This window comes from Actinomadura sp. NPDC048021 (assembly GCF_040653135.1).
GTDB classification, from domain to species: domain Bacteria; phylum Actinomycetota; class Actinomycetes; order Streptosporangiales; family Streptosporangiaceae; genus Spirillospora; species Spirillospora verrucosospora.
The window spans coordinates 84923-109794 of sequence record NZ_JBEZJQ010000001.1; the positions used below are offsets into that span (position 1 = coordinate 84923).

Here is a 24872-nt window from a genome sequence, read left to right on the forward strand (position 1 = left end):
GCAGCGTCCGATCGGCACAACCCCCCACCGGGAGGAGACGCCTTCCATGGCGACCCGATATCGGCCGCACATCAGCCTGCTCGGCCTCATCTACCTGATCATCGGCGTGTTCATCGCCTGGGACCGCGGCTACATCGACGAGGGCCTGGTCGAGAAGATCGTCAGCGCGTTGCTGGCCGTCTTCCTCTGGATCCTCGTCCTGCTCGGCGTGGACTTCCACATCAACTTCTGAACCCTCGCGTCCCCCGAACCGGGCACGGGCCGTCCCTCTTCCCCCGCGGAGGGACGGCCCGTGTCCTTGCCGACAGGTGCACGTCCCCACCCGGGCCATAGACGACAAGTGCCGCAAAAGTTACTTTCCGCTCATGACGAAAAAGGACTGCAGTTGCGGACATGGCGGCGGATGCTCGTGCGCGAAGGGCTGCTCCTGCGGCTGCAACGGCTGACCGCCGCGCCGCCGCGCTCAGCCGAGCGCGGGGGCGCGCCAGAGAATCAGGGCGTCGGCGTCGGCGCCGGTCGCGATGACGGTGGAGCCCGCGGCGGACAGGGCCGTGAGGCGCTGGTCGCCGGGTCCGGTGAGGCCGGGAACGGCGACCCGCCGCCAGCTCACGCCGTCGGGTGACGTCAGAACCGCCGCGTCGTCCTTCGCGGAGGCCGCCGCGACGAAACCGCGCGGCGTCGCCGCGAGCGCGGTGGCGCTCAGGCCGGGGCCGAGGTCGTGCCGCGTCCAGTTCGCCCCGGCGTCGGTGGACACCAGCGCGGCCGCGTCGCCCGCGATCGCGACGAGGGTGTCGCCCCGGGCCGCGACCTGGGTCAGCGGAGCGGTGAGGCCGGCCGGAAGCCGGGCGGCGGTCCAGGTGAGGCCGTCCGGGGACGTCCAGGCCGCGGGCACCCTGCCGCGTCCGCCGACCGCCGCGTAGGCCCTGCTCGTCGCGGCCACGTCGGCCGGTGCGCCGTCGAGGCCCGCGCGGCTCCAGGTGCGCAGGTCGGCCGAGCGCCAGGCGACCCCGGTCCCCACCGCGACATACCCGGCCGGCCCGGCGGCGGCTGCCACGGGCGGCGGGCCCGCCGGGAGAACGGGCTTCTGCCAGGTGAGACCGTCCTGCGACGTCAGCGCGAGGGGGCCGGGGGACGTGCCCGACGCGCGGCCGACGGCCAGCCAGCCGCGCCCGCCGCGGACGGCGTCGGACAGCAGGCCGGCCGTGGTGGGGAACCCGGCGCGCCTCCACGCGCGGCCGTCGGGGGACGTCCAGACCGCGGCGTTGCCGTTGGTGCTGCCCACCGCGACGGAGACCCCCGGCCCCGCGGCGAGCGACCTGACCGAGCGCTCGGGGTGGACGGCCCCCGGGACGGTGCGCAGGTCCACGCCGAACAGGTAGCCGTCGTCGCCCTGCCGCCCGGAGATGTTGATCTTTCCGTCGGCGACCGTCAGTCCGCTGCCGCGCACCGGCGCGGGGACGGCGCCACCCGGCTGCCAGGTGCGGCCGTCAGCGCTGCGCAGGACGGTGCGCGCGCCCCGCTGGCCGGCCGCTGCGCCCCGGACGATGACGGCGAGCCCCGAGGGGGTGCCGTCGAAGCGCTCGACGCCTCCCCCGCCGAACCGGCCCGCGGCCCGCCAGCCGGTGCCGTCCGCCGAGGTGAACAGGACGCCGAAGCGCGCCGTCCTGCGGTGCTTCCCGCGGCCGGTCGTCCGCCGGCCCTCGCGGACGGTCGCGAACCCGCCGGGGCCGACCGCCAGGCCCTTCATGGGCCCGAACGAGCCCTGCGCCTGCGGGACCCCGGCGGACGTCCACGTCCGGCCGCCGTCGGTGGACCGCCAGAGGCCGTCGGTCCGCACGGTCCGGGTGACCTTCTTCCTGCCCCGCTTCTCGGTGACCTTCCTGCCGTAGGTCCCGTGGACCACGATCACGTTGCCGGAGGCCGCGACGCGGTCGAGGGCGATGATCCCCGGGAGGCCGTCGACGCGCTGCCACGCGCGGCCGTCCGCCGAACTCCAGGCCACCGCGCGGCCTCCGGACGCGCCCACGGCGACGAAGCCCTGGCCGGTGCGGGCCAGGTCGTTCACCTGGTCGGACGGTGTGAAGCCCGCGGCGGGCGGGCGGCGCGTCCAGGTCGCGGCGTCCTCGCTCGTCCACGCCGTCACGCTTCCGGCGGAGGTGCGGCCGAGCGCCGCCCAGCGTCCCGCGCCGCCGTCGATCAGGCGCGGGGTGTCGCCGGCGGGCACGGCCGAGCCGTCCGCCGTGCGCAGCGCCGCGAGCGACCAGGCGTGCCCCGCGTCGGCGGAGACGAGGAAGCGGGCCCGCTCCCGGCCGGGGACGCCGTCGCCCTCGGTGCCCGCCGCGACGACGGTGCCGCCCGCGGAGGCGATGGTCGTGAGGTCCTGGACGAGGCCGTCGCTCGTGGCGGCGGGGTCGGGGGCGAACAGCCGGTCCGCCGCGACGGGCCCGGGGACGCCCTGCTCCGCAGGCCCGTCGTCGCCCCGGGACACCGCGTAGACCGCGCCGCCGGCGACCACGGCGAGCCCGGCCGCGACCGCGGCACGCGCGCGCAGCCGCCGCGTGGGTCCGGACCGCATCGCCGGCCCGGGCTCCGGCCGGGGCCGGGGCCGGGGCGGACCGGCGACCCGGACGTCGTGCGGGTCGGGGCTCACCGGGCGCGGCCGCGCCGGCCCGCGCTGTGCGGGGGACTTCGCCGGGGACTTCGCCGGGGACTTCGCGCGGGCGGCGTCGCGGCCCGCGGGCCTCGGCGCGGCCTCCGGGGCCGGAGCGCCGTGGCCCCAGTCCAGCCCGGCGGACCGCCACGCCTCGTAGGCGCGCTGCCAGGGCGACCGCGCGGCCGGCATGTCGGCGAGATCGCCCGCGACGCCGAAGGTGAGGCGCCGGCGCACGTGGCGGGAGTCCGCCGGGCCCTCCTCGGCCGTCCGCCGGGCCTCGTGCTGCTCCGGGGTCCTCGCCGTCACACGCGCTCCTTCACGGTCCCTGTCGAGTCACCATCACATCGCGCCACGGGCGGCCTTGTACTGACATCCACGTGAACGGCGGCCGATGGGGCCGCGGGAGCGTTCTATCACCTCACGCCCGAGATATCCGATCTTTCACGTCGATCGCTCCCTTGTAGGCGTAGCCCTTGACGCGCAGGACCGGAGCCCCGGACGGAGGGGCGCCGCGGACCTCGGCGGACACGCCCACGCCGTCCGCCTCCACGCGGACCCCAGGCGGAGCGACGATCTGCACCGTGGACTTGTAGGCGAGCACCCACAGCGTCGTGACCTCCCCGTCCAGGTCGGCCTCGCGGAGGTCGAGCAGGCCCGTCCCCTTGTAGACGACGGTCGTGAACCGTTCGGGCAGGCGCCAGCGCCCGGCCTTCGCCACCGACCCCTTGTAGGCGACCTGGAACCGTCCGGCGGGCGCCCTCCCGGTCTCCTCCCGGGCGGCCCGCCCGGACGGCAGGTCGGCGACCAGCGCGCCCAGGTCGTCGTAGGTGCGCGCGGCCAGGGCCAGGTCGATGCGCTCGTCCAGCTCGGCTTCGCTCAGCCGCCCCTCGGCGAAGGCGGTGTGGAGCCGGACGAGCATCTCGTCGCGGTCGCGGTCCGAGGCGCGCACGGCGGGCACGGCGCGGTCTTGCTCGACGCTCATCGCATCTCTCCTTCGGGCGTTTCCGCCTCGACAGCCTGGCTCCTCCAGCGACTGGAGGGTCAAGACGCGATGTATCTTAACTCGCCGTCGCTCGGCTATCGAGACATTCGTCCGCATCCCGACGCGCGATCATGGCTGCGCTCTTTCCGGACGGCCGTCCACTAGATTCGGATCAGCCCGTTCATCGAGGTCAGGGGGTCGGTCCATGGGCGGCACGGTCGGCCGTGCGCACGGTCCGTACACGCTGTACGACCTGGACGCGCTCCCCGAGGAGGGCCGCCGCTACGAGCTCGCCGACGGCTGGCTCAACGAACTGCCCGGCGACCTGTGGCACGACCACGCGGCCGAGCAGCTCAAGACCGTCCTGAAGGAGGCGGCCCGGCAGGCGGACGCCGACGTGCACGTCGCCGGAGCGCCGCAGGACGTCACGACCCCGGCGGGCGTCCGCAAGCCGGACGTCTTCGTCGTCGCCCGCGACGTGGCCCGCGCGGCGCTCGAACGCCAGACCCGCACCTACTACGGCCCCGACCTCCTCCTGGTCGCCGAGGTCGTCACGCCGCGCACGGTCAACGAGCAGATCGACCGCGTCCGCAAGGTGGACGAGTACGCCGCGACCGGCATCCCGCACTACTGGCTCGTCGACCTGGAGCCGCGTCCCGCCCTCACCCTGCTGGAACTCCGCGACGGCCGCTACGAACTGGCCGGCAAGGCGCGCTCCGGCGAGACCCTCGCCCTGGACCGCCCCTACCCGATCACCTTCGACCCGGCCCGCCTCTCCGAAATGGACTAGCGGGCGGCGCGGTTCTACGTCCCATGACTGAGAAGATGCGCGCGATCCGGCAGGACGTCCTCGGCGGGCCCGAGGTGCTCAGGGTGGTCGAGGTCGAGCGGCCGGAGCCGGGGCCCACGGAGGTGCTCGTCCGGGTGCGGGCGGCCGGGGTGAACCCGACCGACTGGAAGCACCGGGCCCACGGCGGCTTCCTCGGCAGGCCCCCGTTCACCCTCGGCTGGGACGTCTCCGGCGTGGTGGAGAAGGTCGGCGTGGGCGTGACGCTGCACAAGCCGGGCGACGAGGTCTTCGGGATGCTCCGCTACCCGTTCGGGGCCGGCTCCCACGCCGAGTACGTCGCGGCGCCGTCCCGGACGTTCGTCGCCAAGCCGTCCGCCATCGACCACGTTCAGGCCGGGGCCCTGCCGCTGGCCGCGCTGACGGCGTGGCAGGCGCTGGTCGACACCGCCGACGTGCGGGAGGGCCGGCGGGTGCTGATCCATGCGGCGGCGGGCGGGGTCGGGCATCTGGCCGTGCAGATCGCCAAGGCGCGCGGCGCCCACGTGATCGGGACGGCGAGCGAGGGCAAGCACGCCTTCCTGCGCGGGATCGGCGTGGACGAGCCGATCGACTACCGCGGCGTCGACTTCGCGGACGTCGTCGAGGACGTGGACGTCGTCCTCGACACCATCGGCGGCGACTACGGGCCGCGCTCGCTGCGGGTGCTCCGGCCGGGCGGGACGCTGGTGTCGCTCGTGCTCAGCAGGCTCGACGCCATGGACGCCACCGGCGTCCGCGCGGAGAGCCTGCTCGTCGAGCCCGACCACCACGCGCTGGAGCGGATCGCCGCGCTCGCCGGGGCCGGGGAACTCCGCGCCGAGATCGACTCGGTGTTCCCGCTGGAGGAGGCGGCGAAGGCCCACGAGCGCGGCGAGACCGGCCGGGTCACCGGAAAGATCGTGCTGACGGTCTAGGCTCGGAGCGTGCTGCTGCTGACGACGCTCGACGCCTGGCGGGCCCAGCCCGGTCCCCGTTTCGTCCTCGGAGAGGCGGAGGCCGTGTGGGCGCCCGACGACGAGCCCGGCCTGCTGGCCGTAGCCGACCGGGAGTTCACCGGCGGCCCGCTCGTCGCCGTCACCCTCGACCCCGCTCCCGGCGTCGTCCCGGCGCGCGGCGTCGTCGACCGCACGACCGCGTCCCGCGTCCGCCACCTGCGGCGCGGCCCCGACGGCCGGCACGTCGCGGCCCTGGACCGTCCGGCGACCGCCGAGGCGCTGGACCTGCTGCCCCACCCCGAGGGCGGCTGGTACCGCGAGACGTGGCGGTCGGACGCGGCGTTCACGCCGGACGGCTACCCGGGCGAGCGGGCCGCCGCCACCGCCATCTACTTCCTGCTGCCGCCCGGCGAGGAGTCGATCTGGCACGCCGTCCGGTCGGCGGAGCTGTGGCTGTGGCACTCCGGCGGCCCGCTGACCCTGCTGCTCGGCGGGGACGGCGACCGTCCGTCCCCGGCGCCCGAGCAGGTCACGCTGGGCGCGGACGTCGCGGGCGGTCAGGTGCCGCAGGCCCTCGTCCCGCCCGGCGCCTGGCAGGCCGCCCGCCCGGCCGGGGGCGAGGAGGTCCTGGTCAGCTGCGTCGTCTCCCCCGGCTTCGACTTCGCCGACTTCCGCGCCCTCTGACCGCCGGGCCCCTCACCGCTTGCGGCGCGGGCGCACCGCCTGCTCCGCCCAGAACGGCTCCATGACCCGGCCGATCGCCCGGACCACGGTGCTCAACTCGCCGTCCGACAGCGGCCCGAAGACGTCCTCGCCGACCGCGTCGGCCAGGGCGCGCGCCCGGCGGTGCAGAGCCCGGCCGTCCTCGGTGACGCGGACGCGGTACCGCCGCCGGTCGTGCGGGTCGCGGGCACGCTCGCAGAGGCCGCGCGCCTCCAGGTCGTCCACGAGCCCGACCATCAGCGTGGGGTCGAGCAGCAGGTAGTCGGCCATCTCCTGCTGCGACAGCGTCTCGGACGTGCTGAGCATCGCCAGCACGAGAAAGTGCCGCACACGGATGCCGAGCGGTTCCAGTTCCTCCTCCAGCCGCTGCTCCAGCCACCACCCGCACTTGGACAGCTGGAAGCCCGCCAGGGACGCGAGCCCCTCCGGCAGCCCGTCGCGCATCGCACCCTCCGCCATGGCAGCAGGATATATCCGTTCGATCATCAGTTGACTCGATCATAGAAAAGTTCGATCATCTACGGATGGCACCAACTCTCGGGCTCTTCGCCGTCAACCTGCACGCCTGCGCCGACCCGCACGTCGCCGCCCGGATCGCCGCCCTGGCCGAGGACCTCGGATACGACTCCGTCTGGGCCGGCGACCACGTCGTGCTGCCGCGCCCGCGCGTCGCGCCGTCCCCCGCCGAGCCGGACGCGCCGTTCCTGGACCCGCTGGTCGCCCTCGCCCACCTCGCCGGCCGCACCGAGCGGATCGCGCTCGGCACCGGCGTGGTCGTCCTGCCGCAGCGCAACCCCCTGGTCCTCGCCAAGCAGCTCGCCAGCGTCGACGTGCTCAGCCGGGGCAGGCTCGTCTTCGGCACCGCCGCCGGATACCTGGAGCCGGAGATGCGCGCGGTCGGCGTCCCGCCCGAGGGGCGCGGGGCCCGCGCCGACGAGTACCTCGCGGCGATGCGGTCCCTCTGGTACGACGACGAACCGTCCTTCCACGGCCGCCACGTCGACTTCGCGGGCGTGGACGCCCACCCCCGGCCCGTGCAGCGGCCGATCCCCGTCGTGACGGGCGGCCACAGCCCCGCCGCGCTGCGCCGGGCCGCCCGGCACGCCGACGGCTGGTACGGGTGGATGCTCGGACGCCGCGCCGCCGCGGAGACGATCGCCCGCCTGCGAACCCTGACCGCCGAGGAGGGCCGCGATCCGCTCCACGTCTCGATCAGCCCGCCCCGCCCCCCGGACGCCGGGTACGTCCGGGACTACGGGGAGCTGGGCGTGGACCGGCTCATCGTCGTCCCGCCCATGGGCGTTTCGCCGTCCGAGCTGGAACGCTTCGTGACCGACCACGCCCCCCGAGCCCTGGGCGCCCGCCCCGCCCCCTGAGGCCGGGCCAGCCGGCCGCGGGGGGCCGCAACCACCCAACAACCTCAACGGTTGCGATCGCGTCCGAAGGCAGGATCGAGCGAAGCGAGAACCTGATCGCGCAGCGAGCCGCCAAGGCGAGACGGAGCGATGCCAGCGATCGCCCGCGTCCTTCGACGATGGAGGGCCGCCAGGCCCGAAGGAGGAGAAGAACGCTATGTGAACGCCGAATCGAAGGCGGTGGTGGGGAGTTCCATGGCGTTGAGGGCGCGGACGAACTCCAGGGCCTCGGGGGCCCCTTGGAGGCGGTCCATTCCGGCGTCCTCCCACTCGACGGAGATCGCGCCGGTGTAGCCGATCGCGTTGAGGGCGCGGAAGACGTCCTCCCACGGGACGTCGCCGCGGCCGGTGGAGATGAAGTCCCAGCCGCGCCGCAGGTCCGCCCACGGCAGGTGGGACGACAGGCGTCCGCGGCGGCCGTCGCCCGTGCGGACCTTCGTGTCCTTGCAGTCGACGTGGTAGATCCGGTCGCGGAAGTCGAGCAGGAACCCGACCGGGTCGAGCTCCTGCCACACGAAGTGGGACGGGTCGAAGTTCAGCCCGAAGGCGGGGCGGTGCCCGATCGCCTCCAGCGTCCGGACGGTCGTCCAGTAGTCGTAGGCGATCTCGCTCGGGTGCACCTCGTGGGCGAAGCGGACGCCGACCTCGTCGAACACGTCCAGGATGGGGTTCCACCGCTCGGCGAAGTCGGCGTAGCCGCGCTCCACCATCGACTCGGGGGTGGGCGGGAACATCGCGACCGTGTGCCATATCGAGGAGCCGGTGAACCCGACCACCGTGTCCACGCCGAGCCGCGCGGCGGCCCGGGCGGTGTCCATGATCTCGGCGGCGGCGCGGCGCCGGACGCCCTCGGGCTCGCCGTCGCCCCAGATCCGTTCGGGCAGGATCGCCTGGTGCCGCTCGTCGGGGTTGTCGCAGACGGCCTGCCCGACGAGGTGGTTGGAGATCGCCCACACCCTGAGGCCGTGCTCGGCGAGCGTCTCCAGCTTGCGCGGGACGTAGCCGTCGTCGGCGAGGGCCTTGTCGACCTCGAAGTGGTCGCCCCAGCAGGCGATCTCCAGGCCCTCGTAGCCCCAGCCGGCCGCCAGCCGGCAGACCTCCTCGAACGGCAGGTCCGCCCACTGGCCGGTGAACAGCGTGACCGGTCGTGTCATCATTCGCTCCCTTCGACGTCGATCCAGCATCGGGCCTCGGCGCTGCCGGCGACCGCGGCGAGGACGCGCTGCACCTGCAGTCCGTCGGCGAACGACGGGCGCGGGTCGGTGCCGTCCGCGATCGCGGTGAGCAGGTCGGCGGCCTGGTGGGTGAACGTGTGCTCGTAGCCGAGGAGGTGGCCGGGCGGCCACCACCGGTCCGCGTACGGGTGGACGGGCTCGGTGACGACGATCCGGCGGAAGCCGGCGGTCGCGCCGTCTTCCTCGCGGTCGTGGAACCACAGCTCGTTCAGCGACTCCAGGTCGAACGCCAGGGCGCCGGAGGAGCCGCTGACCTCGATCCGCAGGGCGTTCTTGCGGCCGGTGGCGAACCGGGTGGCCTCGAACGAGGCGAGCGCACCGCCGTCGGTGCGCCCGACGAACAGGGCCGCGTCGTCCACGGTGACCCGCGCCGTCCCGCCGCCGGGGACGGGGCGTTCCGGGACGAACGTGTCCATCAGCGCCGAGACCCCGACGAGGTTGTGCCCGGTGATGAACTGCGCGGTGTCGATGATGTGCGCGCCGATGTCGCCGAGCGCGCCCGTCCCGGCCCGGTCGCGGTCCATCCGCCAGGTGAACGGCGCCTCCGGATCGGCCAGCCAGTCCTGCAGGTACTGGGCCCGGATGTGCCGGACGGCGCCGATGCGCCCCTGGTCCACCAGCCTGCGGGCCAGGGTGACGGCGGGGACGCGCCGGTAGTTGAACCCGACCATCGACCGGACGCCGCGCTCGCGCCCCCGCTCCGCGGCGGCGGCCATCGCCTCGGCCTCCGCGACGGAGTTGGCGAGCGGCTTCTCGCACAGCACGTGCTTGCCCGCGTCGAGCGCGGCGACGGCGATCTCGGCGTGGCTGTCGCCCGGCGTGCAGATGTCGACGAGCTGGACGTCGTCGCGGCGGAGCAGCTCCTTCCAGTCGGTCTCCACCGACGCCCAGCCGAGCGCGTCGGCGGCTGCGCGGGCGCGCTCGGCGGAGCGTCCCGCCAGGGCGGTCATGACGGGTCTCAGCGGCGGCTCGAAGAACGGCCCCACGCTGCGCCACGCCTGGGAGTGGGCGCGTCCCATGAACGCGTGCCCGACCATCCCGACTCCGACGGTCGTCATGTTCTGCTCACCTCTCTGTGTCGTGTTCCGGGGGCGGGCCGCGGTCCCCCGAGCCGGCGCGCCCGCCCTCCGGGGGCGGGCGCGCCGGCGCCCCCGCCGCTCAGGACTCGAAGCCGAGCGGCATGTAGGTGTCGACGTTGTCCTTGGCGACCGTCTCGGAGGCCAGGGTGATCGACTGGGGCACCTGGAGCTCGACCAGGTCGGCCATGCCCTTGCCCTGCGCGATGAGCCGGCCCAGCTTGATCGCGGACGCGGCCATGGTCGGCGGGTAGGTGACGGTGGCCTCCAGCACGCCGCCGCCGGACTTGATATCGCGCATGGCGTTGGCCGAGCCCGCGCCGCCCACCATGAAGAACTCCTTGCGGCCGGACTGCTTGATCGCGGCGAGCACGCCGACGCCCTGGTCGTCGTCGTGGTTCCACAACGCGTCGATCTTCTTGTGCGCCTGGAGCAGGTTGGAGGCGACCTGGTTGCCGGACTCCACGGTGAACTTGGCGTCCTGCTTGGCGGTGACGGTGTAGCCGTAGGACTTCAGCGCGTCCGCGAAGCCCTTGCTGCGGTCCTGCGTCAGCGGCAGCGTCGCGATCCCCTGGATCTCCAGGATCACCGGGTTCGAGGCGCCCTTGCCCTTCAGCTTCTTGCCGATGTAGTGGCCGGCGGAGACGCCCATGCCGTAGTTGTCGCCGCCGACCCACGTCCGGTATGACAGCTTGTCGGGGAAGACACGGTCGAGGTTGACGACCGGGATGCCGGCGTCCATCGCCTTGCGGGCGACCTGGTTCAGCTGCTCCCCGTCGTTGGGCAGGATCACCAGCACGTCGACCTTCGCGCGGATCAGCGACTCGACGGCGGAGATCTGCTGGTTGATGTCGTTGGTCGGCTCGACCGGCTTGAACGTCACGTCCTTGTACTTCTTGGCCTGCGCCTCGGCGTTCTTGGCGATCGCCGCGATCCAGCCGTGGTCCGCGGCGGGCGCGGAGAACCCGATGGTGACCTGCTTGCCCGGCTTGTCGTTGTCGCCGGCGAGCGACCCGGCCTGCGCCGCAGGGCTCGGGTCGTCCTTCTCGCTGTTGCTCGTGCAGGCCGCGGCGAGGCTGCCCGCCGCGACGACGGCGCCGCCGAACAGGACGCCTCTGCGGGTGGGACGGGGGCTCTGATCACGCATGACGTGCTCCTGATCAAGGGATGGGGCGTCCCCCGCCGCGCGTTCCCCGGGACGCGCGGCGCCGGACGTGGGGTGGGTGTCGGGCGGTGTCCTCAGGTGGGCGAGCGGAGCCCGCGGCGCTGCAGCAGCACGGCGATCACGATGATCGCGCCCTTGGCGATCAGCTGGTCGCTGGTCTGCAGGCCGTTCAGGATGAACAGGTTGGTGATGAGGGTGAACACCAGCACGCCGAGGATCGACCCGGCGACGGTGCCGCGCCCGCCGGTGAGCAGCGTCCCGCCGATGATGACGGCGGCGATCGCGTCCAGCTCGTACAGGTCGCCGTGGGTGCTGGAGCCGGTGGTGGTGCGGGCCATGATGATGAGCGCGGCGACGCCGCAGCAGAACCCGGACAGCGCGTACAGCAGCAGGGTGTGCCGGCGGACGTCGATGCCGGCCAGCCGCGCCGCCTCGGGGTTGCCGCCGACCGCGAACGTCCGGCGGCCGAACGTGGTGCGGTTGAGCAGCAGCCATCCGGCGGCGGCGACCGCGGCGAAGATGTACACGACGAGCGGCAGCCCGAGCACCTTCGTGGTGGACAGCGCCTCGATCGCGTCGTTCTCCGGCCGGACGAGCTGGGTCCTGCGGTCCGACATCCGCTGCGCCAGCCCCCGCGCCGCGACGAGCATCGCGAGGGTGGCGATGAACGGGACCAGCCTCCCGTAGGAGATCAGCAGCCCGGTGACGACTCCCGCGCCGGTGCCGACGAGGACCGCGCACAGCGCCATCACCGCGGGGCCGTAGGACTGCGTCGCCACCGTCGTCGCCCACACCGACGCCAGCGCCATCACCGACCCGACGGACAGGTCGATCCCGCCGCCGATGATGACGAACGTCTGGCCGACGGTGATCACGCCGATGGTGGCGGCGAGCGCGAGGATGCCGACGACGTTGCCCGAGGTCGCGAAGTTGCCGGGCTCGGTCACCAGGCCGACGACCGACAGCAGGACCAGAGCGGCGACGAGCCCGAGGTGGTGGATCTCGCGGCTCCCGGCGCCGCCCCGCGCGAACGGCAGCCGCGGCCCCCCGCTCCCGCCGGTCGGCCGGGCGGGCGCCCCGCCGTGCTCGCCGGTGTTCTTCTCGGTCCGGGGGGCCGACCCTCCGGAGTGAAAGGTGCCGGTCACAGGGCACTCCCCTCCATGATCATGTTGAGCACGGCGCCCTCGTCGAGGTCGCGGGCGTCGCCGGTGTGCACGACGCGCCCCTCCCGGACGACGAGGACGCGGTCGGCGAGCCCGAGCACCTCGGGTACCTCGCTGGACACCAGCAGCACCCCGATCCCGCGTCCGGCCAGCTCGCGGATCACCGCGTACAGCTCGGCGCGGGCGCCGACGTCCACGCCGCGGGTGGGCTCGTCGAGGATCAGCAGCCGCAGCCCGGCCGTGCCGAGCAGCCACCGGGCCAGCACGACCTTCTGCTGGTTGCCGCCCGACAGCGTCACGACCGGGCGCCGCGGGTCGGGCGGCCGGATGTCGAGCGACTCGATCTGGCGCCGCACGTCGGCGAGCTCGCGGCGGCGGCTGAGCCAGCCGAACGAGGCGTAGCGCGGCAGCGAGGCGACGCTGACGTTGGCGGCGACGGTCTCGTTCAGCAGCAGCGCCTGGCTCTTGCGCTCCTCGGGCGCCATGCCCATGCCGCGCCGCACCGCCGCGCCCGTGTCGCCGGGACGGACCGGGCGGCCGTCCACGAGCACCCGTCCCCGGGCGGGGCGCCGGGCCCCGTAGACGGTCTCCAGGATCTCCGAGCGCCCGGACCCGACCAGCCCCGCGAGCCCGACGATCTCGCCCGCGCGGACGGTGAGCGACACGTCCTCGAACGCGCCGGGCAGCGTGAGGCCCTCGACCCGCAGCACCTCGGGGCGGCCGTCCTCGGGCTCGGGCCGCGGGGGGAACACGTACTCCACGTCGCGCCCGGTCATGAGCGAGACGATCTCGTCGGTGGAGGTGCCCCGCGCGGGCAGCCCGCCCGCGACCGACCGGCCGTCCTTGAGGACGGTCACCCGGTCGCCGATCTCGCGGATCTCCTCCAGCCGGTGCGAGATGTACACCACCGCGACACCGGCCGCGGTCAGCTCCCGGATGATGCGGAAGAGGTTGGCGACCTCGTCGTGGGCGAGCGCGGCGGACGGCTCGTCCATCACGATGAGGCGGGCGTCGTGCGACAGGGCGCGGGCCATGCTGACGACCTGCTTGCCCGCCGCCGGCAGCCGCCCGACCTCGCGGCGCGGCGGGATCTCCCCGTGCCCGAGGCGCCCGAGCAGCTCCCGCGCCGCCCGCTCGGCCTCGCCGCGGCGGGTGAACCCGAAGCGGGCCCTCTCGTGCCCGAGGAAGATGTTCTCGGCGACCGACAGGCCGTCCACCAGGTCGAGTTCCTGGTAGATCGTGGCGATCCCTGCCCGCATCGCGGCGGTGGGCCCGGCGAGCCGGACCGGCGCCCCGCCGAACACGATCTCGCCCTGGTCGGGCTGGTGCGCGCCGGCGAGCACCTTGATGAGCGTGGACTTGCCGGCGCCGTTCTGGCCCAGCAGGCAGTGCACCTCGCCGGGGCGGACGTCGAGGTCGACGCCGTCCAGGGCGCGGACGCCGGGGAACTGCTTGACGATGCCGCGCATCCGCAGCAGCGGTTCGGGTTCGGGCGAGCCCATCGGGCCTCCTCGGGGGCCGGAGAGGGGGTCAGGACGCGGAGAAGACGTGGTCGCTGATGAGCCGGGCGCCGCCGACCACGCCGGCGGCGCCGGCGAGCTCGGACAGCACGATCGGAAGGTTGCCGGTCGCGAGCGGCGCGGACCGCCGGTACACGACGCTGCGGATCTCCGCGAGCAGCGCGTGGCCGAGGCCCGCGACGCCGCCCGCGATGATGACGAGGCCGGGGTTGAAGAAGCTGACGAGCCCGGCGAGGACCTGGCCGACGTGCCGGCCGCCCTCCCGGATGATCTGCACCGCGCACGGGTCGCCGGCGGCGGCCGCCTCGCCGACGTGCTCGCCCGTCAGCTGCCCGTGGGTCTCCAACAGGGCCGCGAGGGCGGGCGAGCGGCCGGACCGCGCCGCCGCCTCGGCGTCCCGCGCGAGCGCCGCGCCGCCGAAGAACGCCTCCAGGCATCCGGCGTTGCCGCAGGCGCAGGTCGGGCCGTCGTCGTCGACCCGGATGTGGCCGATGTCCCCCGCGCTGCCGGACACGCCCCGGTAGATGGCGCCGTCCACCACGATGCCGCAGCCGATCCCGGTGCCGATCTTCACGAGCAGGAAGTCGTCCACCGACCGGGCGAGCCCGGCGTGCAGCTCGCCGAGGGCCATCAGGTTCACGTCGTTGTCGACGAGGACCGGGCAGCCGAGCTCCTGGCCGATCGCGTCCCGCACCGGGAACCGGTCCCAGCCGGGCATGATCGGCGGGACGACCGGCATGCCGTCGCGGAAGCTGACCGGCCCCGGCACCCCGATGCCCGTCCCGTGCACCTGCGGGATCAGGCCCTCGTCGCGCAGCTTGCCGAGAAGGTCCAGCGCCCGCTCCAGCACCACGGTCGCGCCCTGCCGGACGTCGCACCGCTCGCTGACGTGCCCGAGGACCTCCAGCGCGCCGTCGGTCACCGCCACGTCGATCGAGGTCGCCCCGATGTCGAAGGCGACGAACCGCAGCCGCGGCGACAGCCGGACGATCCCCGACCGCCGCCCGCCCCGCGAGGCCGCCAGCCCGGCGCCCTCCACGAGACCGAGCTCGACGAGCCGGTCCAGCTCCACCGCCAGCTTGGACCGCGACAGCCGGACGACGTCGCCCAGCTCGGCGCGCGAGCGCGGCCCCTCGTCACGCAGCAGCCGCAGCAGGCGTGCCTGGTGCACGTTCTGCGGGCGAGCCGACATGCGCATCACGCCGTCCTCTCGGGATCGGGCCCGGCGCGGTGTGACGCCGGTCTCATGCCCGAGACCGTAACCCGCTTTCGCCGCCCTGAGAAGACCTTTCCCTCAGAATCTCCAAACTTTCCACACTCAGAAGACAAAGCCGCCGACACAGAACGACCCCGCCCAGCGCACAACCACGCCGAGCGGGGCCGTAACCCGCCTAACCGCCTACCTCAGCCCCCACCGCAACCACGCGACGACCTCACCGCCGCGATCGCGTCCGAAGGCAGGTTCGAGCTTGCGAGAACCTGATCGCGCAGCGAGCCGCCAGGCGAGTCGAAGCGATGCCGGCGATCGCCCGCTTTTCTCGACGATGGAGGGCCGCCAGGCCCGAAGGAGGAGAAAAAAGCAATCAATACGCCATCTGTCGTCCTGTGCTCATGGTTCGCATGATGTGTTCGACGAGGCTGATGAGGACGCGCTTGGCGTCCTCGCGGTCGCGGACGTCGCAGGAGATCACGGGGATCTCCGGGGCCAGGTCGAGGGCGTCGCGGACCTGGTCGGCCGAGTGCTGGCCGGCGCCGTCGAAGCGGTTGACGCCGATGATGAACGGGACGCCGCGGCGTTCGAAGTAGTCGACCGAGGCGAAGCAGTCGGCGAGGCGGCGGGTGTCGACGAGGACGACCGCCCCGAGCGCGCCCTTGGCCAGTTCGTCCCACATGAACCAGAACCGGTCCTGGCCGGGGGTGCCGAACACGAACAGCACCAGGCCGTTGGGCAGGGTGATGCGCCCGAAGTCCATCGCCACGGTGGTGGTGGTCTTGGACGCGACGGCTGTGGTGTCGTCGATCCCGATGCTCTTCTCGGTCAGCGCCTCCTCGGTGCGCAGCGGGCGGATCTCACTGACCGCGCTGACCAGGGTGGTCTTGCCGACGCCGAAACCGCCGGCGACGAGGATCTTTACCGTCAGCGCCGAGTCGCCCTGCTGGGCGGCCGCGTCAGAGCGCACGGATTCCATCGATCACTTCCTTGAGTACGCGCTCGCTGGGGAACTGCGCCACCGGCGCGGGGCGCCGGACCTGTATCAGCGAGTGGTCGAGCAGATCGCCGAGCAGGACACGGACGACCCCGAGGGGAAGTTCCAGATCCGACGCTATCTCGGCGACCGACAACGGGGTGCGGCAAAGCTCCAGGATCATGTCATGTTCGGGCTCCGGCGCCCATGGGGTCGCCGGAAGTGCGTGGGCGTCCTCCGCGGGTTCGGGCGGGTCGGCCGCGACGATCAGCGCGACCAGGTCGAACTCGACGCCGTCGTAGTGCGTCCGGCCTCGGGTGAGCGCGTACGGGCGCACGACGGGGCCCGCCGCGTCGTCGTACCACGCCGTGCCGCCCACCTCACGCTCCGCCGGACTCGGCCGCGACGACGCGCGGGTTGGCCGACAGGTGCTGGCCGACCCGGGTGACGAGCATCGCCATCTCGTAGGCGATGATCCCGAGGTCGGCCTCGGCGTCGGCGAGGACGGCCAGGCAGGCGCCCCGGCCGGCGGCGGTGACGAAGAGGAACGACGACTCCATCTCCACGATCGTCTGCCGGACGGGCCCGCCGCCAAAGGACTCCCCGGCCCCGCGGGCGAGGCTCTGGAAGCTGGCGGCCACGGCCGACAGGTGGTCGGACTCCTCAGGCGCCAGCCCGCTGGACGCGGCGATCCGCAGCCCGTCGCTGGACAGCACGACGGCGTTCTGCACCGGGGCGACCCGCTGGACGAGGCTGTCCAGGAGCCAGTTGAGCTCGCCTCCGGCTCCGCCCGGGACCTCCGCGCCGGAGTGCTGGGGCTGTGTCATGGGGCGTCGTCCTCCTGGTCGCCTACGTGTCCCGCGGCCTCCGCGTCGGCCGCGTCCTGCCTGCCGCGCTGCCAGCCGCGCTGCATGCTGGACAGCATCGTTCGCATCGACTCGGGCGAGCGGGCGGCGCCGTCGTCCGGGTCCTCGCCCGCGGGAACGGTCCCGGCCGGGTCGCGGCCGGCCCCGTCCGCGGGAGCGTCCATGGGGACGGGCGCCGCGAGCGGCGTCCCGGCCGGCTCCGGGGCGGGCGGCGCCGGGGGCGCGGCCGGTTCCGGAGCGGTCGGCGGGGCCTGCCCCTGCGCGGCCAGGTGCGCGTCCACCCGTTCCTTGAGCTGGGGCGCCAGGTGCTGCTGCCGCCTGCGCCTGGGCAGCTCTCCCTCCCGCGGGGGCGGGACGGGCTCCGGCCGCTCTTCGGGCCGGGCGGGCGCGGGCGGCGCCTCCGCCTCGGCGGGAGGCGTCGCGGCCGGCACGGGCGCCATAGGCACCGCGGGCGCCGGCTCCTCGGCCGGACGCGCCGGCTCGGGCCGGTAGGGCTCGGCCTCGGCGACGAGCCGGACGTACCCGCCGGACTCGCCTCCGGGCGTGGCCGCCGGGAGCGCCGCGGCGGCGCTCGGCAGCTTCTGCATGGGGCCGGTGGCGCGGCGCACGGCCGGTTCCGGCTCGGCGCTCTCCACGATGAGCGAGCTCGGGATCAGCGCGATCGCCGTCGTCCCCCCGTACGGGGACGGGCGGAGGGTGACGGTGATGTCCTGCCGCTGCGCCAGCCGGGCGACGACGAACAGCCCGAGCTGGGCGCTGTCGGACGGGTCGAACTCGGGCGGGTGGGCGAGCCGCTCGTTGGCCCTGCGCAGCGCCTCCTCCGTCATCCCGAGGCCGCGGTCCTCGACCTCGATCGCGAACCCGCTGGCGACCGCGTGGCCGCTGACCCGCACCGGCGACTGCGGCGGCGAGAACGTGGTGGCGTTCTCCACCACCTCGGCGAGCAGGTGGATGACGTCGGCGACGGCGGAGCCGAGCAGCGAGACGCGCGGCAGCGGCTGCACCCGCACGCGCGGGTAGTCCTCGACCTCGGCGACGGCGCCGCGCACCACGTCCACCAGCGGGACGGGACGGCGCCAGCCGCGCCCGGCGGTCTTGCCCGCCAGGATGACCAGGCCCTCGGCGTGCCGGCGCATGCGCGTCGCGAGGTGGTCGAGGCGGAACAGGTCCGACAGCTCCGAGGGGTCCTCGGTGCGGCGCTCCATCGTGTCGAGCAGGCTGAGCTGCCGGTGCAGCAGCGCCTGGTTGCGGCGCGCGAGGTTGACGAACACCTCGCTGATGCCGCGCCGGGCCGCGACCTCGCCCTCGGCGGCGACGAGCACGGCCTCGCGGGCGCGGTCGAAGGACTCGGCGATCTGCCGGATCTCGGTGATGCGGTAGTCGATGTCGGGCGCGGCCTCGGGCTCGACGGAGGCGCCGGCACGGACCTGCTCGGCCAGCAGCGGCAGCCGCATGCGGGTGAAGTCCACGACGCCGGAGGCGAGCGTGCGGCACTCCTCCAGCAGCCGCCGCGACACCCGGACCGCGAGCAGCGCCGACAGCACGATGGCGAGCAGGCCGACGCCGCCGGCGAGGCCGAGGCGGGTGAAGGCGCTGATCGCGATGTTCTCGCCGTGGTCGACGACGTCGTCGAGGGCCCTGTTCTCCAGCTCGAACAGCCGGCCGTTGACGGTGTCGGCGAGCGACCGCCAGATGGCGGGCTCGATGACCGGCGTGTGCGGGGCGCGGGCGGCGGGCTGCCCGGTGCGGGCCCCCGCGGCGGGCCGGGTGCTCGCCTCGGGGGTCGTGCGCACGGCGGCGCGGGGCGGCTCGGCGCCGCGGATGACCTGGTCCTCCAGCGACCGCAGCTGGACGAACGGCGGGGACGCCGCGAGCCGCTCGTAGCGTTCGTAGTCGTGGTGCAGGTTGGGCGCGTTGTCGGCGTACAGCATCCGCTGGGCGCCGACGAGCTGCGCGAACTGCCCCCGCTCGGCGGTCGTGATGTGCCCGGCGGCCAGCGCGCCGGACAGCAGGGCGTCCTCGCGCGACATGAACTCGCGGGCGCGGCCCAGCGAGGCGAGCGTGCGGGCGTGCGCGGTGATGGACCCGTCCCCCGGCGTGGTCGCGTTGTAGATGGCGAAGCCCGCGTCGATGATGCCGCTGTACTCGCTCAGGACGCGCTCGCGGTCGGAGACGCGCTGGTCGATGCCCTGGCGGACGCCGTGCAGCGTGTCGATCCGCTCCACGAAGGCGTCCAGCCGGTCGGCGACCTGGGGCAGGATCGAGCCCCGCAGGCCCTTGTCGCGCGCGCCCTCGCGGACCTTCTCGGCCGCGTCGTCGGTGGTCTGCCGCTGCGTCCGCATCACGCCGGCGTCGAGGCGGGCGCCGCCGAGCTCGGCCATCGTCAGCCGCCGCTCCTTCTGCAGCGCGTCGATGAGGTGCTGCGTGGGCAGCACGGTCTTCTCCTGGAACTCGCGGCTCCGCAGCAACTGGTTCGCGTCGCCGTAGGTGAAGGCCGTGAGGAACACCCACAGCGAGGCGAGCGCCAGCAACGGCACGAGGACCAGCAGGCTGATCCTCGCCCGGATGGAGGAGAAACGGGGGCCCATCACGGCTGGCGGACCCTGCTCACGTGTGTCGCGGTCGGCATTGGGGGGCGGGACATGCGGGGGAAACCTCCCGATGCGTGGAGTACGGGGGTGTGCGGGAGCCTACTACGTCGCGGGTTCACGATGATCGGCCTTCCGGCCGCCGGGCGCCTCGTCCTCGTCGTCCGGCCAGCTCAGCACGTGCTCCATCAGCGCGACGAGCACCTCCTTGGACGACTCGCGGAGGCGCGCGTCGCACAGCACCACCGGGACGCCGGGGTCCAGGTCGAGCGCGATGGCGATGTCGCGGGGCCTGTGCGTCCGCTCGCCGTCGAAGCAGTTCACGGCCACCACGAACGGGACGCCGCGGCGCTCGAAGTAGTCGATCGCGGGGAAGCTGCCGGTCAGCCGGCGCGTGTCGGCGAGCACGACCGCGCCGATCGCGCCCGCCGCCAGCTCGTCCCACATGAACCAGAACCGCTCCTGGCCGGGCGTGCCGAACAGGTAGAGCAGCAGCTGGTCGGAGAGCGTGATCCGGCCGAAGTCCATGGCGACGGTCGTGGTCTCCTTCGCGGCGACGCCCGCCACGTCGTCGACCCCGGTCCCGCGGTCGCTCAGGAGCTCCTCGGTGTGCAGCGGCCGGATCTCGCTGACCGAGCCGACCATGGTGGTCTTGCCCGCGCCGAACCCGCCCGCGATCAGGATCTTGGTGGTGACCGGCGGCCGGGCCCCGAAGCCCGGCCCGGCCGCCGCCCGGTCAGAGCGCGCGGAGTCCATTGAGCACCTCCCTCAGCACCCCGGACGAGGGCCGCCGGCCCTCGGCCGGGCGCGCCTCGTCCACCACCGCGATGAGCCCCTTGTCCCGCAGGTCGCCGAGCAGCACCCGCACGACCCCGAGGGGCAGGCCGAGGTCGGCCGCGAGGTCGACCACCGTCACCGGCCGCGCGCAGCCGCGCAGCACCCGCGCGTGGTCGGGGCTGTAGCGCAGCCGGTCGCCCGGGGGGACGCCGGTGGCCGCGACCATCGCGATCAGCTCGAAGCCCGCGCCCTCGGGACGGGTCCGTCCCCGCGTCATCGCGTAGGGGCGCACGAGCGGACCGGCCTCCCGGTCCAGCCAGCGCTCTCCCGGCGGGGTCATCGGTCAGAAGCCCCGCGGCGCGGACCCCCCGGCGCCTCCGAACCCCTGACCGCCCGCCTCCGCTCCGAACCTCGGGCTCGCCTGCAGGTGCTGGCCGACCCGCTTGACCAGCACCGCCATCTCGTAGGCGACGAGTCCGGCGTCGGCCTCCGCCTCGGCGAGCACCGCCAGGCAGGTGCCGTCGCCCGCCGCCGTCACGAACAGCAGCAGCGCGTCCATCTCGATGATGGTCTGGCGGACGTTGCCGCCCGCGAAGTGCCGCCCGGCGCCGCGCGCGAGGCTCTGCACGCCGGACGCCAGCGCCGACAGGTGCTCGGCGTCCTCGCGGGCGAGCTCGTTGGAGGCGGCCACGGCCAGCCCGTCGCGCGACAGGATCACCGCCTGCCGCACCGTCGTGACCCGCTGGGCGAAGTCGTTGAGCAGCCAGTTCAACTCACCGGTCACGGTGTTGTGCATCATCGGGTCCCCTCATCCCCCATGTCGGACGCGCGTCCGCGCCGCCATCCCTGCTGTATCGATGCCATCAGCGAGCGTGCCTCCTCGGGCGAGCGTGCGACGGCCCCGGTCGCGCCACCGCCGGACGGCGGTGGCGACGGGGGCCTGTCGCGCAGTTGCGGGGCCAGGTTCCTCTGCCTGACGCGGCGGGGCAACCCGGCGTGGGTCCCCGCGGGCTGCCAGTCCTCACCGGCGGCCTCGGGGGTGTTCTCGGCGCCGCCGCCGGGGCCCTCGGGCGCCGGCGGGTGGGCGTCGTCCGACCAGGGGTTCGGGGCGGGACGCGGCGGCGCGGCGGGCGCCGGCCGGTCCGGGACGCCCCACGGCGCGGCGGGCTCGGCGGGCGCCGGGCTCGCGGCGGGCGCCGCGGGGCCGGTGAGCGCGGGCAGCGCGGGCGGCGCCTCCAGGTGGCCGCCGGCGCCCTCCAGGTGCCCTGGAGCGTTCCGCTGCCACGGGTCCCGGCCGTCGGCGGGAAGGGCGGGAAGATCCTGCGGGGCGCCGGGGTCGCGGAGCGGGACGACCCCGTCGGGGACGGGCGCGGCCATGAGCATCGGCTCCCCCTCCGGGGGGCCGTCGACGGCGGTCCCGGTCAGGGCGGCGGGCTCGTCCCGCGGCCCGTCCGCGGGCGGCGCCGTCCCGGCGGCCATCTCCTCGGCCGGCACCACCAGCTCGTGCGGGAACAGGACGATCGCGGTGACGCCGCCGTACGGGGACCGGTGCAGCGTCACGGTGATCTCGTGGCGGGCGGCCAGGCGCGCGACGACGAACAGCCCGAGCTGGTCGGTGTCGACCAGGTCGTACTCGGGCGGCTCGGCGAGCCGCCGGTTGGCCTCGGCGAGCTGCTCCGGCCGCACGCCGAGGCCGCGGTCCTCGACCTCCACCGCGAACCCGGTGCCGACCCGCTCGGCCATCACCCGCACCTCGGTGTTGGGCGGGGAGAACGCCGCCGCGTTCTCGATCAGCTCGGCCAGCAGGTGCACGACGTCGGTGACGGCCGCGCCGACCAGGCCGTCCTCGGAGTCGGTCAGCACCGTCGCGCGGGTGTAGTCCTCGATCTCCGAGACGGCGGCGCGCAGCACGTCGGCGAAGCGCACCGGCCGCCGCCACCCGCGGCCCGGCGTCGCGCCGGACAGGATGATCAGGCTTTCGGCGTGCCGCCGCATGCGGGTGGTGAGGTGGTCGATGCGGAACAGGTCCTCGAGGTCGTCGGCCTCGGCGCGGCTCTCCAGGCCGTCCAGCAGCGTCAGCTGGCGGTGCAGGAGCGACTGGTTGCGGCGGGCGATGTTGAGGAAGATGCGGCTGACGCCCGCGCGCAGCTCGGCCTGGCCGACGGCGGCGTCGACTGCGGTCCGCTGCACCTTGGCGAACGCCTCGGCCAGCCGGGCGACCTCGGCGGTCCGGCCGGCGTCCAGGGGCGGGGCCTCCGCGGCGACGTCGACGCTCTCGTTGCGGCCGAGCCGCTCGACGATGCCGGGCAGCCGCTGCTCGGCCAGCTCCTCGGCCGACCCGCGCAGCCCGACCAGCTCGCGGACGAACCCGCGCGCGAACCGCAGCGACAGCAGCACCGACAGCAGGATCGACAGCAGCCCGAGGCCGCCGACGGCGGCGAGCCGGAGGTAGGCCTCGCGGCCGAGTTCGTCGGCGTGCTCCCCGGCGCGCCTGGAGTTGCCGAGCACCATCGTGTTGACCGACAGCACGAGCGGCTGCGCCGTCTGCTGCCACTCGGCGGGCTGGACGGGGATCGGCCGGCGCGGGTCGGCGTCGGCGATCCGGTCCTCCATCGCCTTGAACGTCTGGTACTGCGGGGACGCGAAGACCTGCGCGGTGCCGGTCCGGTAGACCAGCGGGTCGAGCAGCGAGCGCTGCTTGGTCCACTGCCAGCGCTGCTCGCCGACCATCTCCACGAACATGCGGTGCTCGGCCGCCGTCATCCGGCCCCTGGTGATGAACGCGCCGGCGACCAGCGCGTTCTCGCGCTGCAGCAGCTCCATGGCGCGGCCGGCGTGCCGGGTGGACTGCGTCCAGTCGTAGAGCGCGGCGTCGTCGATGGCGACGAGGCTGTCGTAGAGCCGGTGCATGTTGTCGACCATCGTGCCGTACCCGTTGACCGCGGCCAACCGGTCGACGGACCGGGCGTCCACCGCGGCGCGCAGCCCGCCGAGCCCGCCGAGCGCCCGCAGGACCGCGGCGACGCGGGACTCCATCTCGGCGTTGGTGGCGCTGAGCGCGGCGGCCGAGGTGGCCTTGCGGCGGAAGTTCTCGACGGCCGCGTCGACGTGCGTGCGCTGCGACACCAGGGCGGCCGGGATGCCGCCCGCGGTCTGGCGCGGGGTGCTGAGGAACACGGCCGAGGCCAGCCGCTCCTTGCCCAGCTCGACCAGGACGCCCTGGCCGCTCGGCGCGAACACGCGGTCGAGGGTGTGGTAGCGGCGCTGCGCCAGCGCGTCGCGGCCGGTGCCGATCGCGGCGTATCCCCAGAGCGCCACGAGCGAGAGCAGCGGCACGAGCAGCAGCGCGGTGACCTTCGAGCGGATCGACCGCCTACGGGGGGATTTCATGTGACCTCGAACGTTCCGGCACGGAGGGCCCCTGGATCATAAAGGCCGCCGGCAACGCTCCCGCAACCCCTTTGACGGCATTCGGCCGTATTGCCGTAATTCCTTGCCACCTGCGGCGATGTGCGGAGGCAAGACGATCTTGTCGAACCCGGCGCAAGTGGATAGCGGCAAATCCGGACAATTTGCTTCATTTCCCCCTGTCGCTCAGCGACAATGCGCCATACTCTGCTTCTTCACCACCGCTCGCGCCGCGACCGGTCCGGGAAGGAGATCAGCGATTCCTACAGGCAACGACGACGGCCGGGCCGGGAGGACGGCTCCCGGGCCGGAGGGCGTTACGATGCCCGCCGTGAGTCCCGAAAGCCAGGCATCCGAGGCATTGCCGTCGCGACGGCGCCGCACACCCCGCGGCGGCCGTCACCGCGGCGACGAATCCTTCCTGCTGCCCCCCGGATCCCCCACGCTCGTCCTCGCCGTCCCCGGACCCGCCCGGCGGGCCGGCACCGACCTCGCCGCCGAGCTCGCCCGTCTCGTCGAGCTGGAGCACACCGGACAGCCCGCCCACGTCGGGCACCTGGAGGGCGACGAGGCGAGCCTGCACGCCGTGCTCGCCTCGATCCGGCAGCAGGGCGACGAGCTCGCGGCCGTGGTGGTGCCGCTGTCCACCGGGCCCGACCCGGCGCTGGACGCCGCCGTGCGCGCCGCCGTCGCGGCCGCGCCCGTGCGCACCGTCGCCGCCGAGCCGCTCGGCCCGCACCCGCTCATCGCCGAGGCGCTGCACGACCGGCTCGCCGACGCGGGGCTCGCCCGCGCCGACCGGATCAGACTGATGACGATGGTGACGGCCGCGTCCGGCGTGATCGTCGCCACTCCGGGCGACGCGGCCGCCGTCCGGCAGGCCGAGGTCACCGGCGTGCTCCTGGCCTCCCGGCTCGCGGCCCCCGTCTTCACCGCCTCGCTGAACGACGAGGCGTCGGTGAAGGCCGCCTACGAGCAGCTCCGCGCGGCCGGCGCGGCGTCCATCGCCGTCGCCCCGCACCTGATCGGGCCCGAGCCGGAGGCCGCGCTGATCGGGGCGGCCGCCGCCGCCGTGGGCTCCGCCCACTCCGCGCCCCTGGGCGCCCACCCGGCCCTGGCCCGCCTGGCCGCCCTCCGCTACGTCGAGGCGCTCTCCACCGCACTCGCCGACTGACCCGTGTCTTCGAAGTCCCGGCCCACTTCGCTCGCCTGACGGCTCGCTACGTGACCCGGCCTTGGCGAACGCGGCATCGCTTCGCGATCTGCCCGGTATCGCTCGCCTTCGGCGTCGCGACACCGGGCAGATCACGCGTTCGCGCACGTGGCCGGGGCCATTCGAGACCGGCCCTGG

At 74.4% G+C, this 24872-nt stretch carries 23 protein-coding genes; 6 read left to right on the forward strand and 17 right to left on the reverse strand.

Annotation, left to right across the window (positions count from 1 at the left end):
- Positions 1-46: 46 nt before the first annotated feature.
- Positions 47-232 (forward strand): hypothetical protein, encoded by a 186-nt coding sequence (locus AB0C87_RS00395; protein WP_345186343.1) that lies wholly within the window; start codon positions 47-49, stop codon positions 230-232.
- Positions 233-463: 231 nt separating this feature from the next.
- Here AB0C87_RS00395 and AB0C87_RS00400 read toward each other — a convergent pair whose 3' ends face one another.
- Together AB0C87_RS00400 and AB0C87_RS00405 are read right to left on the reverse strand one after the other, a co-directional pair.
- Positions 464-2959, reverse strand: coding sequence for a sialidase family protein (locus AB0C87_RS00400; RefSeq protein ID WP_360575829.1), 2496 nt, complete (start codon positions 2957-2959; stop codon positions 464-466).
- Between the two features lie 112 nt (positions 2960-3071).
- Positions 3072-3635: a DUF1707 domain-containing protein gene (locus tag AB0C87_RS00405; RefSeq protein WP_345186338.1), complete on the reverse strand. Its 564-nt coding sequence runs from the start codon at positions 3633-3635 to the stop codon at positions 3072-3074.
- A 205-nt stretch (positions 3636-3840) separates the two neighbouring features.
- On the opposite strand from AB0C87_RS00405, the gene AB0C87_RS00410 reads away from it, so the two are divergent.
- The 3 genes from AB0C87_RS00410 to AB0C87_RS00420 are packed head-to-tail and all read left to right on the forward strand — an operon-like array spanning position 3841 to position 6083.
- Positions 3841-4425 (forward strand): Uma2 family endonuclease, encoded by a 585-nt coding sequence (locus tag AB0C87_RS00410; RefSeq protein ID WP_345186335.1) that lies wholly within the window; start codon positions 3841-3843, stop codon positions 4423-4425.
- A gap of 35 nt (positions 4426-4460) precedes the next feature.
- On the forward strand, positions 4461-5378 hold the full coding sequence (locus tag AB0C87_RS00415) for an NADP-dependent oxidoreductase (protein WP_345186396.1): 918 nt from the start codon (positions 4461-4463) through the stop codon (positions 5376-5378).
- 9 nt (positions 5379-5387) lie between these two features.
- Entirely contained in the window at positions 5388-6083 is a 696-nt protein-coding gene (locus AB0C87_RS00420) for a cupin domain-containing protein (protein WP_345186332.1), read from the forward strand.
- 12 nt (positions 6084-6095) lie between these two features.
- Here AB0C87_RS00420 and AB0C87_RS00425 read toward each other — a convergent pair whose 3' ends face one another.
- Positions 6096-6581: a MarR family transcriptional regulator gene (locus AB0C87_RS00425; protein WP_345186329.1), complete on the reverse strand. Its 486-nt coding sequence runs from the start codon at positions 6579-6581 to the stop codon at positions 6096-6098.
- Between the two features lie 65 nt (positions 6582-6646).
- On the opposite strand from AB0C87_RS00425, the gene AB0C87_RS00430 reads away from it, so the two are divergent.
- On the forward strand, positions 6647-7498 hold the full coding sequence (locus AB0C87_RS00430; protein WP_360575832.1) for an LLM class F420-dependent oxidoreductase: 852 nt from the start codon (positions 6647-6649) through the stop codon (positions 7496-7498).
- Positions 7499-7692: 194 nt separating this feature from the next.
- On the opposite strand, the gene AB0C87_RS00435 is transcribed toward AB0C87_RS00430, so the two are convergent.
- The 14 genes from AB0C87_RS00435 to AB0C87_RS00500 form a co-directional block, all read right to left on the reverse strand.
- A complete protein-coding gene (locus tag AB0C87_RS00435; protein WP_360576249.1) occupies positions 7693-8691 on the reverse strand; it encodes a sugar phosphate isomerase/epimerase family protein in 999 nt (332 codons plus the stop codon).
- Positions 8691-9830 carry a Gfo/Idh/MocA family oxidoreductase gene (locus tag AB0C87_RS00440; RefSeq protein ID WP_353835371.1) on the reverse strand — a complete coding sequence of 380 codons (1140 nt, stop codon included), beginning with the start codon at positions 9828-9830 and terminating at the stop codon, positions 8691-8693. Before AB0C87_RS00440 ends, AB0C87_RS00435 begins: the two co-directional genes overlap by 1 nt.
- A gap of 100 nt (positions 9831-9930) precedes the next feature.
- Entirely contained in the window at positions 9931-10995 is a 1065-nt protein-coding gene (locus tag AB0C87_RS00445; protein ID WP_345186321.1) for an ABC transporter substrate-binding protein, read from the reverse strand.
- 92 nt (positions 10996-11087) lie between these two features.
- Complete coding sequence (locus AB0C87_RS00450; RefSeq protein ID WP_353835369.1) at positions 11088-12158, reverse strand: ABC transporter permease; 1071 nt, start codon at positions 12156-12158, stop codon at positions 11088-11090.
- Positions 12155-13678 (reverse strand): sugar ABC transporter ATP-binding protein, encoded by a 1524-nt coding sequence (locus AB0C87_RS00455; RefSeq protein WP_345186315.1) that lies wholly within the window; start codon positions 13676-13678, stop codon positions 12155-12157. Before AB0C87_RS00455 ends, AB0C87_RS00450 begins: the two co-directional genes overlap by 4 nt.
- Before the next feature lie 28 nt (positions 13679-13706).
- Complete coding sequence (locus AB0C87_RS00460; RefSeq protein ID WP_345186312.1) at positions 13707-14894, reverse strand: ROK family transcriptional regulator; 1188 nt, start codon at positions 14892-14894, stop codon at positions 13707-13709.
- Between the two features lie 385 nt (positions 14895-15279).
- Positions 15280-15885: an ATP/GTP-binding protein gene (locus AB0C87_RS00465; protein ID WP_345186309.1), complete on the reverse strand. Its 606-nt coding sequence runs from the start codon at positions 15883-15885 to the stop codon at positions 15280-15282.
- Positions 15866-16261: a DUF742 domain-containing protein gene (locus AB0C87_RS00470; RefSeq protein ID WP_179833175.1), complete on the reverse strand. Its 396-nt coding sequence runs from the start codon at positions 16259-16261 to the stop codon at positions 15866-15868. The genes AB0C87_RS00465 and AB0C87_RS00470 overlap by 20 nt, the downstream gene beginning before the upstream one ends.
- Position 16262: 1 nt before the next feature.
- Positions 16263-16709, reverse strand: coding sequence for a roadblock/LC7 domain-containing protein (locus AB0C87_RS00475; protein WP_345186305.1), 447 nt, complete (start codon positions 16707-16709; stop codon positions 16263-16265).
- Entirely contained in the window at positions 16706-19336 is a 2631-nt protein-coding gene (locus AB0C87_RS00480) for a nitrate- and nitrite sensing domain-containing protein (protein WP_360576251.1), read from the reverse strand. Before AB0C87_RS00480 ends, AB0C87_RS00475 begins: the two co-directional genes overlap by 4 nt.
- Before the next feature lie 105 nt (positions 19337-19441).
- Positions 19442-20092: an ATP/GTP-binding protein gene (locus tag AB0C87_RS00485; protein WP_345186303.1), complete on the reverse strand. Its 651-nt coding sequence runs from the start codon at positions 20090-20092 to the stop codon at positions 19442-19444.
- On the reverse strand, positions 20073-20453 hold the full coding sequence (locus AB0C87_RS00490) for a DUF742 domain-containing protein (protein ID WP_345186301.1): 381 nt from the start codon (positions 20451-20453) through the stop codon (positions 20073-20075). The genes AB0C87_RS00485 and AB0C87_RS00490 overlap by 20 nt, the downstream gene beginning before the upstream one ends.
- Before the next feature lie 3 nt (positions 20454-20456).
- Positions 20457-20909, reverse strand: coding sequence for a roadblock/LC7 domain-containing protein (locus tag AB0C87_RS00495; protein ID WP_089314511.1), 453 nt, complete (start codon positions 20907-20909; stop codon positions 20457-20459).
- Complete coding sequence (locus tag AB0C87_RS00500) at positions 20909-23503, reverse strand: ATP-binding protein (RefSeq protein WP_360575836.1); 2595 nt, start codon at positions 23501-23503, stop codon at positions 20909-20911. The genes AB0C87_RS00495 and AB0C87_RS00500 overlap by 1 nt, the downstream gene beginning before the upstream one ends.
- Positions 23504-23852: 349 nt before the next feature.
- On the opposite strand from AB0C87_RS00500, the gene AB0C87_RS00505 reads away from it, so the two are divergent.
- Complete coding sequence (locus tag AB0C87_RS00505; RefSeq protein WP_345183224.1) at positions 23853-24695, forward strand: CbiX/SirB N-terminal domain-containing protein; 843 nt, start codon at positions 23853-23855, stop codon at positions 24693-24695.
- The last annotated feature ends 177 nt before the right edge of the window (positions 24696-24872 follow it).